The following is an 18691-nucleotide window of genomic DNA, read 5'->3' on the forward strand; positions in this document are numbered from 1 at the left end:
GGAATATGGCTCGCGCAAAACTGAAATTCCGACTTCATCGTGCAGTGATTGTATTGTTCTGTCTCGCACTGCTTGTTGCGCTCATGCAGGGCGCCTCCTGGTTCAGTCAAAATCACCAGAGACAGCGTAATCCGCAGCTTGAAGAGTTGGCGCGCACGCTGGCGCACCAGGTCACGCTGAACATCGCGCCGCTGATGCGTACCGAAACGCCTGACGAAAAACGCATCAAGACGATTCTGCAGCAGTTAACGAAGGAAAGCCGCATACTTGATGCCGGCGTTTATGATGAACAAGGCGATATGATTGCCCGCGCAGGCGAAAGCGTAAATGTGCGCGACCGTCTGGCGCTGGACGGTAAAAAAGCCGGCGGCTACTTCAACCAGCAGATTGTTGAACCCATCCAGGGGAAAAATGGCCCACTGGGCTATCTGCGCCTGACGCTGGATACGCATACCTTAGCCACTGAAGCCCGGCAGGTGGACAACACTACTAACATTTTACGCCTGATGCTGCTGCTTTCACTGGCCATCGGCGTGGTGCTGACCCGCACTCTGCTGCAGGGTAAACGAACCCGCTGGCAGCAATCGCCCTTCCTGCTCACCGCCAACAAGTCGGTGCCGGAAGAGGAAGAGAGCGAGAAAAAAGAGTCATTCGTTACAGGAAAGGAAAACTGACATGTCGACACTTCGCCTGCTTATTTCTGACTCTTATGACCCCTGGTTTAACCTGGCGGTCGAAGAGTGTATTTTTCGTCAGATGCCCGCCACTCAGCGCGTGCTGTTTTTGTGGCGCAATGCCGATACGGTCGTCATTGGGCGTGCGCAAAACCCGTGGAAAGAGTGCAATACGCGGCGGATGGAAGAGGACAACGTGCGCCTGGCGCGCCGCAGCAGCGGCGGTGGCGCGGTCTTCCACGATCTCGGCAATACCTGTTTCACCTTTATGGCCGGGAAGCCGGAATACGATAAGACCATCTCGACGTCAATTGTCCTGAATGCGCTTAACGCACTGGGCGTGACGGCTGAAGCTTCAGGACGTAACGATCTGGTGGTGAAAACGGCGGATGGCGACCGTAAGGTTTCTGGCTCAGCCTACCGCGAAACCAAAGATCGCGGTTTTCATCACGGCACACTATTGTTGAACGCCGATCTCAGCCGACTGGCAAACTACCTGAATCCAGACAAAAAGAAACTGGCGGCCAAAGGCATTACCTCTGTACGCTCGCGCGTGGCGAATCTCACCGAACTGTTGCCGGCCATCACCCATGACCAGGTGTGTGCGGCGGTAACCGAGGCCTTTTTTGCCCACTACGGCGAACGCGTTGAAGCGGAGGTAATCTCCCCGGACAACACGCCCGATCTGCCGAACTTTGCCGAAACCTTCGCCCGCCAGAGCAGTTGGGAGTGGAACTTCGGGCAGGCACCAGCCTTCTCGCATCTGCTGGATGAACGTTTTACCTGGGGAGGCGTCGAACTGCACTTTGACGTTGAGAAAGGGCATATCACCCGTGCGCAGGTGTTTACGGACAGTCTCAATCCGGCACCGCTAGAAGCGCTGGCCGCACGTCTTGAGGGCTGCCTGTATCGTGCCACTGTCGTACAGCAGGAGTGCGAATCTTTGCCGAGGGATTTTCCGGAGCAGGAAAAAGAGTTGCGGGAATTGTCAGCGTGGATTGCACAGGCGGTGCGCTAATAAAAAGCCCGCTGGCACTGCTCAGCGGGCCTGGAAAACCGTAGGCCGGGTAAGGCGAAGCCGCCCCCCGGCACACCAGGTCTTACGCTTTATCGCCCAGCAGAACGGATTCCAGCGCGATTTTAATCATGTCGTTGAACGTGGTTTGACGTTCAGCCGCCGTCGTCTGCTCGTGCGTACGGATGTGGTCAGACACGGTGCAGATAGTCAGTGCTTTCGCGCCAAATTCTGCCGCCACGCCGTAGATACCCGCCGCTTCCATTTCCACGCCCAGGATGCCGTATTTTTCCATCACGTCGAACATTTCGCCGTCCGGAGAGTAGAACAGATCCGCAGAGAACAGGTTGCCAACGCGTGCGTCCACACCCAGTGCTTTTGCCGCGTCAACCGCGTCACGTACCATGCTGAAATCAGCAATCGCGGCAAAATCATGGTCTTTGAAACGAATGCGGTTCACTTTGGAATCGGTGCAGGCACCCATACCAATTACCACGTCACGCAGTTTTACGTCCGGACGCACAGCACCACAGGACCCTACGCGAATGATTTTCTTCACGCCGAAATCGGTGATCAGCTCTTTGGTGTAGATGGAGCAGGACGGGATACCCATACCGTGACCCATGACGGAGATCTTACGGCCTTTGTAAGTCCCGGTGAAACCTAACATGCCGCGAACGTTGTTTACTTCGCGTACATCTTCAAGGAAAGTTTCCGCAATGTGTTTTGCGCGCAGCGGGTCGCCCGGCATCAAAACGACGTCAGCGAAATCACCCATTTCTGCATTAATGTGAGGAGTTGCCATCTTCAGTTCCTTTTGTATTGTTGTTTTTGCCTGATGCCGGCTATGCCTTATCAGGCCTACAAAACGTATTCAAATACCCTAAGGATTTCGCGTTGTAGGAAGGCGACGAATTCGTGAATCCCCGGGAGCATAGATTAACTATGTGACCGGGGTGAGCGAATGAAGTCAACGCATCTACAGCGCGAAAGACAACGGGTATTACAGCATGTTTTTACCGTATTCCATTGGCGACGTGCCAAAGTACGAAGCGAGAGTCTGACCTATATCCGCAAAAGTTTCGCGGTGGCCTAACGAGCCCGGTGTTACTTTCGGGCCGTACACCAGCACCGGAATGTGTTCACGGGTGTGATCGGTACCGGTCCAGCTCGGATCGCAGCCATGGTCAGCGGTCAGGATCAGAATGTCATCTTCACCCACCAGCTCCATCAGCTCCGGCAGACGGCGGTCGAACAATTCCAGACCGGCCGCATAACCGGCGATATCACGGCGGTGGCCCCAGGAGGAGTCGAAGTCAACGAAGTTAGTGAAGACAATCGTCTTGTCACCCGCTTCTTTCATCTCTTTAATAGTGGCGTCAAACAGCGCGTCCAGGCCGGTGGCTTTCACTTTTTTAGTGATGCCGCAGTTGGCGTAGATGTCCGCGATTTTACCGACGGAAACTACGTGGCCGTCTTTCTCATCAACCAGTTTCTGCAACACGGTCGGCGCTGGCGGTTCAACGGCCAGATCGTGACGGTTGCCGGTACGCTGGAAGTTACCCGCTTTGTCGCCAATGAACGGACGCGCGATGACGCGACCGATGTTGTAACCGCCTTCGGTCAGCTCTTCACGGGCGATCTCGCACAGCTCGTAAAGTTTATCCAGGCCAAACGTCTCTTCATGGCAGGCAATCTGGAACACGGAATCCGCGGAGGTATAGAAAATCGGTTTGCCGGTTTTCATATGCTCTTCGCCCAACTGGTCCAGAATCACCGTACCGGAAGAGTGGCAGTTACCGAGATAGCCCGGCAGGTTCGCACGTTTGACCAGTTTATCCAGCAGTTCCTGCGGGAAGCTGTTTTCGTGGTCGCTGAAATAACCCCAGTCAAACAGAACCGGCACACCGGCGATTTCCCAGTGGCCAGACGGCGTATCTTTACCGGAAGAGAGCTCATGCGCCCAGGCGTATGCGCCAATCACTTGTGCGTTAGCGTCCATACCGGCTGCGATTTTACCGGTAGACCCTTCATGCGCTTTCACCAGACCCAGGCGGGTCAGATTTGGCAGATTCAGTGGGCCTTTACGCCCTTTGTCAGCCTCGCCTTTGGCACAGGCTTCAGCGATATGCCCCATGGTGTCGGAACCGACGTCGCCAAAGCGATCCGCGTCTTCCGTCGCACCAATACCAAAGGAGTCCAGCACCATAATAAATGCACGTTTCATCTTGTTCTCCATTCATCTGCGCTGCAAAAAAGCGATCAGATCAGTATATAGCTATTCGGTGATACGACGATAGACCGTTGGTGTGCTTTCAGGCGCTTTATCGTCAAGGATAATTGCCGCTTTGACGGCTTTCGCCGCGTCCTGCCAGCTGGCTTCATCTTTCGCGTGGATCACCGCCAGCGGACGCTGCCCGTCTACGCTGTCGCCAAGACGCGCCACATCGGTAAAGCCGACGCTGTAATCAATGGTATCCGACGCCTGGCGACGACCGCCACCCATCGACACCACCGCCATACCCAGCGCACGCGTATCCATCGCGCTGACGAACCCTTCGCTATCAGCGTAAACCGCTTTACTGAGCATTGCCGTCGGCAGGTATTTCGCGTAGTTCTCCACGAAGTCGGTCGGGCCTTTCTGGGCGGCAACCATCCGACCAAAGATCTCAGCGGCTTTACCGTTATCCAGCACCGCCTGCAATTTCGCCCGCGCGTCAGCGTCGTCTTTCGCCAGATTGCCGGAGATCAGCATTTCAACACACAGCGCCATCGTCACATCGAACAGGCGTGGGTTGCGGTATTCGCCGGTCAGGAACTGCACCGCTTCGCGTACTTCCACCGCGTTACCCGCGCTGGACGCCAGTACCTGGTTCATGTCGGTCAGCAGCGCGGTGGTGCGCACGCCAGCACCGTTCGCCACGCCCACAATCGCTTCCGCCAGCGCTTCAGAGAGCTCATAGGTCGGCATAAACGCGCCGCTGCCGACTTTCACATCCATAACCAGCGCATCCAGCCCTTCCGCCAGTTTTTTCGCCAGAATGGAGCCGGTGATAAGCGGAATGGAATCCACCGTTGCAGTAATATCGCGGGTGGCATAAAAACGTTTGTCCGCCGGTGCGAGCGAGCTGGTTTGCCCGATGATCGCCACACCCACGTCCTTAATGATTTCGCGGAAACGGTTGTCGTCCGGGAAGATGTCGAATCCCGGAATAGCTTCCAGTTTATCGAGCGTACCGCCGGTATGACCCAGCCCGCGACCTGAAATCATCGGAATGTAGCCGCCACAGGCTGCGACCATTGGGCCGAGCATCAGCGACGTCACGTCGCCCACACCGCCGGTGGAGTGTTTATCCACGATCGGGCCGTTCAGATTCAGGCTCTTCCAGTCCAGGACGGTTCCTGAATCCCGCATTGCCATGGTCAGCGAAACGCGTTCTGGCATCGTCATATCGTGGAAGAAAATGGTCATCGCCAGGGCGGCGATCTGCCCTTCTGAAATGGTATTGTCACGAATACCATTGATAAAGAAACGAATTTCTTCATCGCTCAACGCATGACCATCACGTTTTTTACGAATAATTTCTTGTGCGAGAAACACGATAACCTCCCGATTAGGGCCGGGTAAGCCATGTGCTCCCCGGCGAGTCGTATTGATGCCGGATGGCGGCTAACGCCTTATCCGGCCTACGATGGGCAATTCAAATTTAGTAACTGCTTGCGCTCTTACCATCGCCGTGACCCAGCGCTTTCAGCAGGCTTGCCAGCAAGCTGGATGCCCCAAAGCGATAGTGACGAGAATCCGCCCAGTCCGCGCCGAACAGTTCATCAGCGATAGCCAGGAACTGCTGAGCATCTTCGGCGGTGCGCACGCCGCCCGCAGGTTTGAAGCCCACGGTTTTGGATACGCCCATATCGCGGATCACTTCCATCATGATGCGAGCACTTTCCGGCGTGGCGTTTACGGGTACCTTACCGGTAGAGGTTTTAATGAAATCCGCACCTGCTTTGATAGAGATTTCAGAGGCCTTACGAATAAGCTGCTCTTCTTTCAGCTCACCGGTTTCGATGATCACTTTCAGCAGCACGTTTGCCGTCGCGCACGCGTCTTTACAGGCTTTCACCAGATCGAAGCCGACCTGCTCGTTACCAGCCATCAGCGCACGGTACGGGAAGACCACGTCCACTTCATCCGCCCCGTAAGCAATCGCCGCGCGGGTTTCCGCCAGCGCGATCTCAATATCGTCGTTGCCATGCGGGAAGTTAGTCACCGTCGCAATACGGATATCCGGGGTGCCCTGCTCTTTCAGCGTTTTACGCGCAATCGGGATAAAACGCGGATAGATGCAGACTGCTGCCGTGTTGCCAACCGGAGTTTTCGCCTGATGACACAGGGCGATCACTTTTTCATTGGTGTCGTCGTCATTCAGGGTGGTCAGGTCCATCAGTTTCAGTGCGCGCAGGCTGCTTGCAGTTAAATCGCTCATAACATTCTCCAACGGCGTCGCCGTATAAAATTCTCACCTTGCGAGTCTGTTAGTATTCTAACATCGACTCACCGTTACACTTCGATATACATCACAGTTAATGAAAACTACGTACAAATTTGCATTACTGTAATGAGATCAGCTTCAAAAAATAGTCCTTTTCTGTCGATTTCTTCTCCACTCAGGCGCATCAGGATCAAAGTGCTGACAGCACATCTTTCTACAATGACGTTATGATCTTCGGCCTATAAAGGAATTACGATGCCTACGACCCATGAAACCGCGCTGCAACAACGTTGCCAGCAAATCGTCACCAGCTCACTCCTCAGTCCGGAACAGAAACGTCATTTTCTCGCGCTGGAAGCAGAGAACAACCTGCCTTACCCTTCACTGCCCGCCGGGGCGCGCCAGGCGCTGGACGACGGGGTTATCTGCGATATGTTCGAAGGTCACGCACCGTATAAACCGCGCTATGTGCTTCCCGATTACGCGCGTTTTCTGGCCAACGGTTCAGCCTGGCTGGAACTGGAAGGGGCGAAAGATCTGGACGATGCACTGTCTCTGTTGACCATTCTGTATCACCACGTGCCTTCCGTCACATCGATGCCGGTTTACCTGGGGCAACTGGATACGCTGCTGCAACCATATGTGAAAATTCTAACACAAGAAGCGATCGATATTCGAATAAAACGTTTCTGGCGGTATCTCGACAGAACGCTGCCTGACGCTTTTATGCACGCCAACATTGGCCCGGCAGATACCCCCATCACCCGGGCTATTTTACGCGCCGACGCAGAGTTAAAGCAGGTTGCGCCTAATCTGACGTTCATCTACGACCCGGAAATCACCCCCGATGATCTGCTGCTGGAAGTGGCAAAAAACATCTGTGAATGCAGCAAGCCGCATATTTCCAATGGGCCGGTAAATGATAAAATTTTCACAAAAGGTCACTATGGTATCGTCAGCTGTTACAACTCTCTGCCGCTTGCCGGTGGCGGCAGCACGCTGGTTCGTCTCAATCTGAAAGCCATTGCCGAGCGCAGCACTTCTGTCTATGACTTCTTTAACCGCACACTGCCGTACTATTGTCAGCAGCAAATTGCCATCATCGATGCGCGATGTGAGTTCCTCTATGAAAAATCACATTTCTTTGAGAATAGCTTCCTGGTGCAGGAAGGTCTGATCGATCCACAACGTTTTGTGCCGATGTTCGGTATGTACGGCCTGGCGGAGGCGGTTAACCTGTTGTGCGAAAAAGCGGGTATGAATGCGCGCTACGGCAAAGATGAGACGGCGAACGATCTGGGCTATCGCATCAGCGCCCAGCTTGCGGATTTTGTCGAGAACACGCCGGTGAAATATGGCTGGCAGCAGCGCGCCATGCTGCATGCCCAGTCGGGGATCAGTTCAGATATTGGCACTACGCCGGGCGCACGTTTGCCCTATGGCGATGAACCGGATCCGATCACCCACCTGCAAACCGTCGCACCGCACCACTCGCATTATCAGTCCGGTATCAGCGACATTCTGACGCTCGATGAGACCATCAAGCGTAACCCGCAGGCGCTGGTGCAACTCTGTCTGGGCGCGTTCAAAGCGGGAATGCGCGAGTTTACCGCCAACGTCAGCGGCAACGATCTGGTCCGCGTTACCGGGTACATGGTGCGCCTGTCGGATCTGGAAAAATACCGCGCCGAAGGATCGCGGACCAATACCACCTGGCTGGGGGAAGAGGCCGCACGCAATACGCATATTCTGGAACGCCAACCTCGTGTCGTCAGTCATGAACAGCAGATGCGCTTCAGTCAGTAAGGTTATCCCGTTCTCCTGCGTGGATGGGCCGGGCAGTCGTCTGGCCCTCTTTCTGCAAGGGTGCAATCTGCGCTGTAAGAATTGCCATAACCCGTGGACCATGGGACGCTGCAACGACTGCGGCGAATGCGTTCCGCAGTGCCCGCACCAGGCGCTGAGTTTCAGTGACGGGAATGTTGTCTGGCATGCCGAGGCCTGCAAACAGTGTGATACCTGTTTGCAGATGTGCCCGCAGCAGGCAACGCCGATGGCGCAAACAATGAGCGTGGACGAGGTATTGCGCCAGATCCGCAAAGCATCATTGTTCATTGAGGGTGTCACCGTCAGCGGCGGCGAAGCCACGACGCAGTTGCCTTTCGTTGTGGATTTGTTTACGGCGATTAAGGCCGACCCGCAGCTCCGGTCTCTGACTTGTCTGGTCGACAGCAATGGGCTGTTGAGCGAAACCGGCTGGCAGAAACTGCTACCGGTTTGCGATGGTGTGATGCTCGATCTCAAAGCCTGGGATAGTGAGTGCCACATCGCACTCACCGGTCGGGATAACGCGCAGATCAAGCGCAGTATTACGCTGTTGGCGCAGCGAGGAAAGCTGGCAGAACTGCGCCTGCTGGTCATCCCCGGGCAGGTGGATTATCTGCTGCACATTGATTCACTCGCCGCATTCATCGGACAACTGGGAAATGTCCCGCTACGACTGAATGCCTTTCATGCGCACGGGGTATACGGTGAGGCAAAATCCTGGCCAAGCGCGACGCCACAAGAGGTGGAGACGCTGGCGCAGGCATTACGGGAACGCGGCGTGACTGAGCTTATCTTCCCTGCGCTATATCTCTAGAGTAAATAATGCTGTCGTATTGCGATACAGCGCCTCAGCGATCGCCTCTGCGGGTTCCGGGCGCAGTTCGCATAACACATCGAACACTCTCGCAGCCTGTTCCGGGCGATTTGGCTGCCCCTGAAAACCATTCAACGGCATATCCGGCGCGTCGGTCTCCAGCAGCAGCGCCTCCAGCGGCAATCGTGCCATCACGTCACGGGTTTTACTGGCGCGCGGATAGGTAATCGTCCCGCCCACCCCGATTTTGTAGCCCAGTTGCACAAAACGTTCTGCCTGCTGCAGGCTGCCAGCAAAACCATGTACCACCCCGGTACGCGGCAAATCCTGGCGCTTAAGGTGCATCGCCAGCGTGTCATGCGTACGTCGGGAATGCAGGATCACCGGTAAATCGTAGCGTTTTGCTAACCGCAACTGGGCTTCCAGAAACCGTTCCTGCTTCGCGAACTGCGGATCGTCGCGATACCGATCCAGGCCTATCTCACCAACAGCGACCACCTTTGCCGGACGCTGTTCCAGCGCCTGTCGCAGCCGTTCGAGATGCTCTTCCGTATGCTGTTCAATCACAATCGGATGTAAACCGAGCGCGGCATAGAGAGGCGAAAAGCGTTCCGCCAGCGCCTGCACGCGGGCAAAGTTTTCCGCTGCGGTGGCCGGAATGATGATCTTCTCAATGCCCGCCTCACCCGCGAGTTGCAGGCTGTGGGTTTCATCCCCGGTAAAAGGCGGAAAATCAAAGTGACAGTGGGTATCGATAAAGCGAAAACTCACGCCAGATCCTCATTGCTGAATGTCGTATCGTTAGCCTGCGGCGCATCGCTCACCACCGCCGCATGGGTATCGTTGGCCACCGGTGCTGGTGGAACCACCACTGGCGTCGGCGTGACGATTTGCGGCAGATGGCGTGATAACGGCGGTTCCGCTGCCAGTAGTTTTCCCACGGTCGCCAGGAAGTAGCGCCCACACAGCCGCCCGGTTTTATAATCTTCCCGCAATGCCGGAATCCGGCTTCCCAGCGCCATACTTTTTAGCGGCTTCGGCGGGTAGATTTCAAAGATCTTCAGCTTGCCCGGCGGTTTTTCAATGAATCGCTGAATTTCCGTATAGCTGGCTTCGTGGTGTTGAACCAGATTGAGCAGCGGCTGCAGGCTGCTTTCGCCCAGCCAGCGCTCCATCCGCTTGAACCACTGCGGGGTGTAATACATTTGCGAAGGCACCGTTCGAATCACCACCAGCGTTTTCGCCCCCTGCTTCACAGCCTCACGCACCGGAATGGCATCGCTGATCCCACCATCCAGGTAATTGATCCCCTCCAGCGATACGCCACTACGATAGAACCCAGGGATCGCGCTGGACGCCCGGATCAGATCGAGCCAGTTTTGCGTATTGGGAGAGAAATAGTACGGCGTGTAGTCATCACCCCGACAGGCGCACATGTAAAACGATTTCCCGGTTTCGAACAGGCGCGAGGCGGTATCCATCTGTAACGGCATCTGACTGGCCGTAGATTCCACCAGCCAGTCGAGATCGATCAGATTCCCACCGCGCACGAAGCGTACCGGGTCAAAGAATTCCCGTCTGGTGGTATAGCGCATGATGACTTTGCGCCCGTAGCCGGGTTGGTTGCACAGATAGGCCGACAGGTTTTGCGCCCCCGCCGAGGTGCCGTAATAGAGATCGAACGGATTAAACTGCGCGCGCATGAACTCGTCCAGTACACCTGCGGTAAAGATGCCACGCTGCCCGCCGCCCTCGCAGACCAACGCCAGGCGACCCGGTTTGAACCTTCTTAATGACAACGGCGCAATATTGCCGAGCGTGACGGGTATACGCTGCCCCACCTCTGCCTTCCTGTTTCTTATTACGTAATGTGCCAAAATAACGCAAATAGACGGCGGCTAAAACCGAAAAAGCCAGTCCACTGGACTGGCTTGACAGCAAAATCATTGTACGCCTTACGCGCTAGGGCCGCTTACGCCCTGTAAACAGGCTGACCAGGAAGAGAATAATCCCGACGACGAAGACAATTTTCGCCGCGCCCGCTGCCGTACCGGCCAGTCCACCAAATCCCAGAGCGGCGGCAATTAACGCGATAACCAGAAATATAATGCCCCAACGAAACATACGCTTCTCCTTTACCATAGTTAATGTCGACCGCTTGATATGAGCGCTCAGGCTGCTCATTCACGCTATTGTTTGTGTAGTGCTAGTGCTCATGACGTCCTCCGACCGGGGCCGGAGGAGAAAACGAAGACTTACTGCGCTTTCAGATCGTTTTTGACGCTTTTTACGCCATCAACGGCTTTCGCGATGCTCTCAGCGCGCTCGATTTGCGCCTGGGAATCCACGGTGCCGGAAAGCTGGACCACACCATCGGTCGTTTCTACTTTCACTTTGCGAGAAGGAACGATGTCATCCGCCAGCAGTTTCGCTTTGATCTCACTGGTGGTTGCCGTATCGCCGGCATAGCCTTTCACGGAGTCTGATTTGCTGTCGCGCACGTGGAGTTTGTCGCTGACGGAGGTTACGCCTTCAACACCTTTCGCCACGGTCACGGCCGCTTCCGCCTGCGCCTGGCTTTCGACGAAGCCGCTCAGCGTCACGACTTTCTGCTCGGTTTTGACGGAAATATCGGTGCTCTTAATGTTTTCATGATCCACCAGTGCCGCTTTCACTTTGGCGGTAATGGCGCTGTCATCCATGAAATTACCGACTTTATTCATAGAGCTATCGACTTTCTGCCCTGCGCTTTCTACACCGGATTGCGCTTTATCCATTGTGGTGTTTTCTGCATACGCAGAACCCGTTGCCACAGCGGAGGTCAACATCACGGCCAGCAGAGTTTTAGAAATCTTCAGTCTTGTCATAGTCATCGATTTTTTCCTGTATGGTTTGCTCATAATTTGAGCTCAGGCAACATAAGGTTGCATTGCTGAATGTGGTGAAAAATTCACCCAGCTCAGAAGTCAATGGCGGCGGTCACAATCACGCAACAGAAAAGGTGATGATGATACGCTGACAGGTGCTCCTCTGAGTCAGTTATTAATATCGTGACCACACCAGACATTAGCTTTAACTACTTAGATTCACGAGTTGAACGGTATTTAAAGCCAATGTTTATGTCATCACTTTGTTAAATATAGATCACAATTTTGAAAAAGCGCGGAGGATTGCATAAAAAACAGGCAGTCATAAGCAAAACAGAGGGATTTAAGAACATTCCGCAAGGGGATAATAAGGCTGGAAAAGTCGCAGGGCGCAGCGGTAGCCGCGCCCTGAAGGGGTAATTAGTGTTCGCGCGTCTTACGGAACTGAACGTCTGGATAACGCTCTTGCGTCAGGTTGAGGTTCACCATCGTCGGTGCGATGTAGGTCAGGTTATCACCGCCATCCAGAGCCAGTTGAACTTCATTCTTACGTTTAAACTCTTCGAATTTCTTCGCATCAGCGCATTCCACCCAGCGTGCCGTCGCCACGTTGACAGATTCATAAATGGCTTCAACGTTGTACTCGCTCTTCAGACGGGCAACAACCACGTCGAACTGCAGTACCCCGACCGCGCCCACAATCAGATCGTTATTGGCGATCGGGCGGAACACCTGTACCGCACCTTCTTCGGAAAGCTGTACCAGCCCCTTCAGCAACTGTTTCTGCTTCAGCGGATCTTTCAGGCGAATACGACGGAACAGTTCCGGCGCGAAGTTCGGTATACCGGTGAACTTCATCATTTCACCCTGGGTGAAAGTATCGCCAATCTGGATTGTACCGTGGTTGTGCAGACCGAGGATATCGCCCGGGTAAGCCTCTTCTACATGCGAACGGTCACCGGCCATAAAGGTCAGCGCGTCAGAGATCACCACGTCTTTGCCGATACGGACCTGACGCATCTTCATGCCTTTTTCGTACTTGCCGGAAACAACGCGCATGAATGCCACGCGGTCACGGTGTTTCGGATCCATGTTGGCCTGAATTTTAAAGACAAAGCCAGTGAACTTCTCTTCTTCCGCTTCCACCACGCGCGTATCGGTCTTGCGTGGCATTGGCGCTGGCGCCCACTCCACCAGACCATCCAGCATGTGGTCAACGCCGAAGTTACCCAGTGCGGTACCAAAGAAGACCGGGGTAATTTCGCCCGCCAGGAACAGCTCTTTATCAAACTCGTTAGAGGCGCCCTTCACCAGTTCCAGTTCGTCACGCAACTGCTGCGCCAGATCCTCGCCAACGGCCGCGTCGAGATCCGGGTTATCCAGACCTTTAACGATGCGCACTTCCTGAATGGTATGGCCTTTACCCGTCTGATACAGATAGGTTTCATCTTTATAGAGGTGATAAACCCCTTTGAACAGCTTGCCGCAGCCAATCGGCCAGGTGATCGGCGCACAGCCGATTTTCAGCTCGTTCTCAACTTCGTCCAGCAACTCCATCGGGTCACGGATGTCGCGGTCGAGTTTGTTCATAAAAGTCAGGATAGGCGTATCGCGCAGACGGGTGACTTCCATCAGCTTACGGGTACGATCCTCGACGCCTTTCGCGGCGTCGATCACCATCAGACAGCAGTCCACTGCCGTCAGGGTACGATAGGTATCTTCGGAGAAGTCTTCGTGCCCCGGGGTGTCCAGCAGGTTAACCAGGCAGTTGTGATACGGAAATTGCATCACGGAGGTGGTAATGGAGATCCCACGCTGCTTTTCCATTTCCATCCAGTCTGATTTCGCATGCTGGCTGGAACCACGGCCTTTTACCGTACCGGCAGTCTGGATCGCCTGTCCGAACAGCAACACCTTCTCAGTGATAGTCGTTTTACCCGCATCCGGGTGAGAAATAATGGCAAAAGTGCGGCGCTTGGCCACCTCCTGCAAATAAGGAGACAACGTCATAGTTCATTCTTCTTGAGTAAACGCGGCATCGCACCGCGCATGTTGAATACGAAAAATTGCGGCTATTTTACCCATCAGCGGGGGGGAGGCAATCAGTGTTTACACAGGAGCAGCTCCAGTTCGTGTAATGACGATACGGTCCAGGTCGGCTCGATGCCTTCGGGCTGCTCGCGATGATGCGCATTCAGCCAGCAGGTAGAAAGCCCGGCGTTGATGCCGCCAAGAATATCGGACGCGGCGGTATCTCCAACCATCAGCACCCGATCACGATCGGGATTGCCCGCCTGCGCCAGGGCGTAATCAAAAATCTTCGGATCCGGCTTCGCCACGCCTACTTCTTCAGAAATGACCAGCAAATCAAAGTAGTCGCGTAGTCCCGTGCGCTCCAGGCGGATCTGCTGTAAGGAGGTGAAACCGTTGGTAATAATGCCAATTTTGGCTTTGCCGCGTATCGCATTGAGCAGCGAAACGGCCCCTGGCAGCGGCGCGCAAATTTCGGCCATCGCGTTCATAAAGGCATCGTTAAGCGAGCCCGGTTCCACCTTTAACCGTTCTGCCCAGCTCTGGAAGCGAGCATGCTGAAGCTGTAATGAGGTGATCGCGCCGTTCTGATAATCCACCCATAGCGGTTTATTCACGGCCTGGTAGTCCTGAAAATCCTCAGCGGTAAAGGTGATGCTGTAGTCGAGAAACATCCGCTGTAAGCCAGTAAACGAGTCAAACGTGAACAGCGTTTCGTCGGCATCAAAGAAAATCCAGTCCCACTTCATCATTACACCTTCTTTTACATACTGATTGGCAGTGCCATTATGATGGCGTCCTCACGACCGTCAGCGGTCGGATAATAATTGCGGCGAATCGTTGCCTCGTTGAAGCCTAAGCTTTCATACAGTGCGATGGCGGCAACGTTGGAAGCGCGAACCTCCAGCCACAGCGTCAGGACGCCGCGTTTTTCTAATTCATCAATGAGATGTTCCAGCAGCGCTTTCCCTAATCCCCGGCGCTGAAAATCGGGATCAACGGCAATGTTGAACAGCGTAGCTTCATCCAGCACTACCTGCGTAATGGCAAACGCCGCCATTCTCCCCTCTACCGTCAATTGATAGTTGAGATAACGCTCCCCCTGATTACTGGCAAACGTGTGCTCACTCCAGGGAAACGCATGGGCGCGCTTTTCAATCTGAAACGCGGCGGGTAAATCACTCTGACTGAGGGAAGAAATCGTGTTCATGTGTGCAGATTTGTTGCCATAGTGCGGCGCGTGCCGTTGGGTTTACCCGCAATTCATCAAATGCCGGCGTTGCAATCTGCGCGCCTTCCAGCGTCAGCGGCGCATCTGTACCCAGTCGCCAGCTGTTGCAGCGGCTGCCCTGCGGCAGCATCGCGACGCGTTCGGGCGTCACCTGCAATACCTGATCGGGGCTCAGCGTTAAGGCTCGCAGAATGTCACTGACCAGAGGTTCTGTCAGCGGCGGCAGTGTTTCACCGACCATCACCAGACGGACGTGCGCAGGAATGGAAATCGCGATCTCTCCCTGCAACGCGCCGGGGCGACGCAGCGACCACTGGGTAATGCCCAGTTGCTGTAACTGCCAGTCTCGTCGGGTTGTCATAGCGAATCGCTCCTGTATTCAGGGGCGCAAATATAGCAAATTAGTCGAATAGACGCCATCAAACGTCTATAATCGCCCGCTGTATGAATTAAGGAGTTTTCCATGTCTGCTTTTACCCCGGCAAGTGAAGTCTTGCTGCGCCACAGTGATGATTTCGAACAAAGCCGTATTCTGTTTGCCGGAGACTTGCAGGATGACCTGCCCGCGCGCTTTGAAAGCGCAGACCGCCGCGTGCATACCCAACAGTTCCACCACTGGCAGGTGCTGAGCCGCCAGATGGGCGACAACGCACGTTTCAGCCTTGTCGCACAAGCGCAAGACGTTGCCGACTGTGACACCTTTATCTATTACTGGCCGAAAAACAAGCCGGAAGCCCAGTTCCAGTTGATGAATATTCTGTCGCTGCTTTCTGTGGGAACCGACATTTTCGTAGTCGGTGAAAACCGCAGTGGCGTACGTAGCGCCGAGCAAATGCTGGCGGAATATGCCCCGCTGAACAAAATTGACAGCGCGCGTCGTTGCGGCCTGTATCATGGTCGTCTGGAAACGCAGCCGATGTTTGATGCCGATAAATTCTGGGGCGAGTACCACGTTGATGGGCTGACGATCAAAACCTTGCCTGGCGTCTTCAGCCGCGATGGTCTGGATGTCGGCAGCCAGTTACTGCTCTCCACGCTGACACCACACACTAAAGGTAAAGTGCTGGACGTCGGCTGTGGCGCAGGTGTACTTTCTGTCGCGCTGGCCAGTCACTCGCCGAAAGTGCGTTTAACGCTCTGCGACGTCGCCGCGCCGGCGGTGGAAGCCAGTCGCGCCACCCTGGCGGCGAACGGCATTGAGGGTGAAGTCTTTGCCAGCAACGTCTTCTCTGAAGTGACGGGACGCTTTGATATGATCATCTCTAACCCACCGTTCCATGACGGCATGCAAACCAGCCTTGATGCCGCACAATCTCTGATTCGCGGTGCCGTACGTCATCTGAACAGTGGCGGTGAACTGCGCATAGTTGCTAACGCCTTCCTGCCGTATCCGCAGGTACTGGATGAGACCTTTGGCTTCCACGAGGTCATCGCCCAGACCGGACGCTTCAAAGTGTATCGTACGGTCATGACCCGCCAGGCGAAAAAAGCCTAGTCGCGATAACGGCCATGCGAATGGCCGTTGAGAGGGATGACAAACCTCATCCCGATACCGGACAAGCAGAGAACACCTCATTAAAAACAAGGAAAATCAACTCATTGATTTTCGGCTGATAACCACAAAGAAGGAAAAACCACGTTTTTTCCTTCTTTGTCAGCAGTCTGAACGGCCATGTGAATGGCCGTTTTTGCAGCAATCACCGCTATCCTACGTAATTAACTATTGACGAAAAACTGAAAACCACTAGAATGCGCCTCCGTGGTAGCGATTCTTTTTAAGAATCGATGGTATGCGAAGGTGGCGGAATTGGTAGACGCGCTAGCTTCAGGTGTTAGTGTCCTTACGGACGTGGGGGTTCAAGTCCCCCCCCTCGCACCATAAACCACGTTGATATTGCTCGCACTGGGCGAAGGTGGCGGAATTGGTAGACGCGCTAGCTTCAGGTGTTAGTGTTCTTACGGACGTGGGGGTTCAAGTCCCCCCCCTCGCACCAACGAGGCGATATCAAAAAGTAAGATAACTGTGCGAAGGTGGCGGAATTGGTAGACGCGCTAGCTTCAGGTGTTAGTGTCCTTACGGACGTGGGGGTTCAAGTCCCCCCCCTCGCACCAATTATCTTACCTTCCTCTCCAAAATTCATCCCTGATTCCAGTTCATCATCACCAGCATCATTCCGCCGATCAACACAACACATGATGGTAACAATACAAAGTGCCGCAAATGTTTGTGATAAAGCATAGCTGGTGTCAGCAGTAACCCGAATACAATAATGGTCTTCCATGCCCCGAGAGAAAGATCGGCAAACGCCAGCCCGGCAATCAAGATCCCCGGCAGCAAGACTCCCCATCCACTGCCCAGCGCCCGTTGCAACATGGTTTCACCTCTCATACCAATAATGATAACCAATATCATATGATAAATTTTCTCATTTGTCAGTAATCCATAGACCACTTACATGAGCTTTACTTAAGTAATGATGACACGAATTATTTAAGGTGATAAATTGCACAGCGGTAAACATAGAGACACAATAATCTGAACTTAAGCGAGCATCTTCTCGCCCATTATTTGTGTGACCTGAACAGTGTAATTGTTAGATAAATAATGACGTTAAGATATGACTGCACAATCCTGGCAAACTCTGCGCACGAAAAAATACCAACTCTCTCTGCGACTCTTTTTGTTTCTCAACGCTGTTTCCGCGTTGTTTGCCGTAGCCTTTCCGATCTTTCCCAGTAAAACCATCTCCACACCAGGATCTCTCATCCTTGTGCTGAGCACTGCGTTACTGACATGGCATGTAAAGTATGCGAAGAAGCGGATTAATCTCCATGCTATCTCGCTACTCTTTGGTGGGTTATGGGCAGCGCACATTACGCTGAAATACCTGGCTCAGCAGAATCCTGACTATTCTTTTTTACTGGTTGCACTGCTAACGGTGTTATTTATTGGCTCAATTGCTTTTGCCAATAATATCATCGCTTTCACCCTTCATTCGCTGCCATCCTTATTCGTCTGTTTATGGCTAAACGGCCACGAACATGGCCTGCAGTTACTCTTTTTTATGGCCCTGCCCATGGCCGGTATCGCGATTCAGCATGTGATTCAAAAGCGCTATGACGACTTCGCCCAGCAACTGATGTTCAAACTGCTCGCCGAAAAAGAGACACTGACTGACCTGAGCATGCTTGACCCATTAACGGGTCTGTACAATCGGCGGGGACTCCAGCATAAGCTGAAAGCCGTGCTGGAACTCGACACGCATGAACATTACGTTTTACTGATCGACATCGACCATTTCAAAGCCTACAACGATCACTATGGGCATATGATGGGCGATCAGGCGCTGATCCGCGTTTCTGCTGCGATCCGCAACGCTGTGCGTTCACGTGATGTCGTCGCCCGGTTTGGGGGGGAAGAGTTTATGGTGTTATTGACGGCGATCGACCCACAAACCGCCCGCACGGTAGCGGAACGTATCCGACAGAATGTTTACGATCTCAAAATTCCCCATATGTTCAATGAAAGCGTCGCAACTCACGTCACGATCAGTATCGGTATTGCGCCTCTGGTGGGGAGCGATGTCGAAGGAGCCATTCTTCATGCCGATCAGGCGCTCTATAAAGCTAAGGATTTGGGCCGTAACCATATTTTAGTCAGTGACGATCCGGGTATCGCCTGACGCACGATGACGCATTCGTGCGCCGTTAAACGTCAGCTGACAAAGATCTTGCTATC

General features: G+C 54.0%; 19 protein-coding genes and 3 tRNA genes. 9 read left to right on the plus strand and 13 right to left on the minus strand.

Going from position 1 to position 18691, the window contains the following annotated elements:
• Window positions 1-5 precede the first annotated feature (5 nt).
• Both KI228_RS18445 and lplA read left to right on the plus strand, forming a co-directional pair.
• Window positions 6-674, plus strand: coding sequence for a YtjB family periplasmic protein (locus tag KI228_RS18445; RefSeq protein ID WP_042999344.1), 669 nt, complete (start codon window positions 6-8; stop codon window positions 672-674).
• Window position 675: 1 nt separating this feature from the next.
• Window positions 676-1692 carry a lipoate--protein ligase gene (gene lplA / locus KI228_RS18450; protein ID WP_061069605.1) on the plus strand — a complete coding sequence of 339 codons (1017 nt, stop codon included), beginning with the start codon at window positions 676-678 and terminating at the stop codon, window positions 1690-1692.
• Between the two features lie 82 nt (window positions 1693-1774).
• On the opposite strand, the gene deoD is transcribed toward lplA, so the two are convergent.
• From deoD to deoC, 4 genes are all read right to left on the minus strand, one after another.
• Entirely contained in the window at window positions 1775-2494 is a 720-nt protein-coding gene (gene deoD, locus KI228_RS18455; RefSeq protein WP_061069604.1) for a purine-nucleoside phosphorylase, read from the minus strand.
• A gap of 198 nt (window positions 2495-2692) precedes the next feature.
• Window positions 2693-3916 (minus strand): phosphopentomutase, encoded by a 1224-nt coding sequence (gene deoB / locus KI228_RS18460; RefSeq protein WP_061069603.1) that lies wholly within the window; start codon window positions 3914-3916, stop codon window positions 2693-2695.
• A gap of 51 nt (window positions 3917-3967) precedes the next feature.
• Window positions 3968-5290: a thymidine phosphorylase gene (deoA, locus tag KI228_RS18465; protein ID WP_061069602.1), complete on the minus strand. Its 1323-nt coding sequence runs from the start codon at window positions 5288-5290 to the stop codon at window positions 3968-3970.
• Between the two features lie 106 nt (window positions 5291-5396).
• Window positions 5397-6176 carry a deoxyribose-phosphate aldolase gene (deoC, locus tag KI228_RS18470; protein WP_042999340.1) on the minus strand — a complete coding sequence of 260 codons (780 nt, stop codon included), beginning with the start codon at window positions 6174-6176 and terminating at the stop codon, window positions 5397-5399.
• 261 nt (window positions 6177-6437) lie between these two features.
• Here deoC and KI228_RS18475 point away from each other — a divergent pair, with 261 nt between their 5' ends.
• Both KI228_RS18475 and KI228_RS18480 read left to right on the plus strand, forming a co-directional pair.
• Entirely contained in the window at window positions 6438-7988 is a 1551-nt protein-coding gene (locus KI228_RS18475; RefSeq protein ID WP_061069601.1) for a YjjI family glycine radical enzyme, read from the plus strand.
• Window positions 7960-8823, plus strand: a complete 864-nt coding sequence (locus KI228_RS18480; RefSeq protein WP_061069600.1) for a YjjW family glycine radical enzyme activase — start codon at window positions 7960-7962, stop codon at window positions 8821-8823. Before KI228_RS18475 ends, KI228_RS18480 begins: the two co-directional genes overlap by 29 nt.
• Here the strand turns inward: KI228_RS18480 and KI228_RS18485 are convergent.
• The 8 genes from KI228_RS18485 to KI228_RS18520 form a co-directional block, all read right to left on the minus strand.
• A complete protein-coding gene (locus KI228_RS18485) occupies window positions 8812-9594 on the minus strand; it encodes a metal-dependent hydrolase (RefSeq protein WP_044264440.1) in 783 nt (260 codons plus the stop codon). The genes KI228_RS18480 and KI228_RS18485 overlap by 12 nt on opposite strands.
• Complete coding sequence (locus KI228_RS18490) at window positions 9591-10664, minus strand: patatin-like phospholipase family protein (RefSeq protein WP_042999336.1); 1074 nt, start codon at window positions 10662-10664, stop codon at window positions 9591-9593. Before KI228_RS18490 ends, KI228_RS18485 begins: the two co-directional genes overlap by 4 nt.
• Window positions 10665-10785: 121 nt before the next feature.
• Window positions 10786-10947, minus strand: a complete 162-nt coding sequence (locus KI228_RS18495) for a DUF1328 domain-containing protein (protein WP_003019081.1) — start codon at window positions 10945-10947, stop codon at window positions 10786-10788.
• A 131-nt stretch (window positions 10948-11078) separates the two neighbouring features.
• Window positions 11079-11696 (minus strand): molecular chaperone OsmY, encoded by a 618-nt coding sequence (gene osmY, locus KI228_RS18500; RefSeq protein WP_042999335.1) that lies wholly within the window; start codon window positions 11694-11696, stop codon window positions 11079-11081.
• 414 nt (window positions 11697-12110) lie between these two features.
• Window positions 12111-13700 (minus strand): peptide chain release factor 3, encoded by a 1590-nt coding sequence (gene prfC / locus KI228_RS18505; protein ID WP_044327055.1) that lies wholly within the window; start codon window positions 13698-13700, stop codon window positions 12111-12113.
• 92 nt (window positions 13701-13792) lie between these two features.
• On the minus strand, window positions 13793-14470 hold the full coding sequence (gene yjjG / locus KI228_RS18510) for a pyrimidine 5'-nucleotidase (RefSeq protein WP_044264694.1): 678 nt from the start codon (window positions 14468-14470) through the stop codon (window positions 13793-13795).
• 14 nt (window positions 14471-14484) lie between these two features.
• Window positions 14485-14931 (minus strand): ribosomal protein S18-alanine N-acetyltransferase, encoded by a 447-nt coding sequence (gene rimI / locus KI228_RS18515; RefSeq protein ID WP_042322031.1) that lies wholly within the window; start codon window positions 14929-14931, stop codon window positions 14485-14487.
• Window positions 14900-15313: a DNA polymerase III subunit psi gene (locus tag KI228_RS18520; RefSeq protein ID WP_042999333.1), complete on the minus strand. Its 414-nt coding sequence runs from the start codon at window positions 15311-15313 to the stop codon at window positions 14900-14902. The genes rimI and KI228_RS18520 overlap by 32 nt, the downstream gene beginning before the upstream one ends.
• A 102-nt stretch (window positions 15314-15415) precedes the next feature.
• Here KI228_RS18520 and rsmC point away from each other — a divergent pair, with 102 nt between their 5' ends.
• From rsmC to KI228_RS18540, 4 genes are all read left to right on the plus strand, one after another.
• On the plus strand, window positions 15416-16447 hold the full coding sequence (gene rsmC / locus KI228_RS18525; RefSeq protein WP_061069599.1) for a 16S rRNA (guanine(1207)-N(2))-methyltransferase RsmC: 1032 nt from the start codon (window positions 15416-15418) through the stop codon (window positions 16445-16447).
• A 297-nt stretch (window positions 16448-16744) separates the two neighbouring features.
• Window positions 16745-16831, plus strand: a tRNA-Leu gene (locus KI228_RS18530).
• Window positions 16832-16859: 28 nt separating this feature from the next.
• Window positions 16860-16946, plus strand: a tRNA-Leu gene (locus KI228_RS18535).
• A gap of 31 nt (window positions 16947-16977) precedes the next feature.
• A tRNA-Leu gene (locus KI228_RS18540) sits at window positions 16978-17064 on the plus strand.
• Between the two features lie 25 nt (window positions 17065-17089).
• On the opposite strand, the gene KI228_RS18545 is transcribed toward KI228_RS18540, so the two are convergent.
• Window positions 17090-17326 (minus strand): DUF1435 domain-containing protein, encoded by a 237-nt coding sequence (locus tag KI228_RS18545; protein ID WP_081097260.1) that lies wholly within the window; start codon window positions 17324-17326, stop codon window positions 17090-17092.
• A gap of 244 nt (window positions 17327-17570) precedes the next feature.
• Here KI228_RS18545 and KI228_RS18550 point away from each other — a divergent pair, with 244 nt between their 5' ends.
• Complete coding sequence (locus KI228_RS18550; protein WP_042999330.1) at window positions 17571-18635, plus strand: GGDEF domain-containing protein; 1065 nt, start codon at window positions 17571-17573, stop codon at window positions 18633-18635.
• Window positions 18636-18691 lie beyond the last annotated feature (56 nt).

Source organism: Citrobacter amalonaticus, assembly GCF_018323885.1.
GTDB lineage: Bacteria > Pseudomonadota > Gammaproteobacteria > Enterobacterales > Enterobacteriaceae > Citrobacter_A > Citrobacter_A amalonaticus.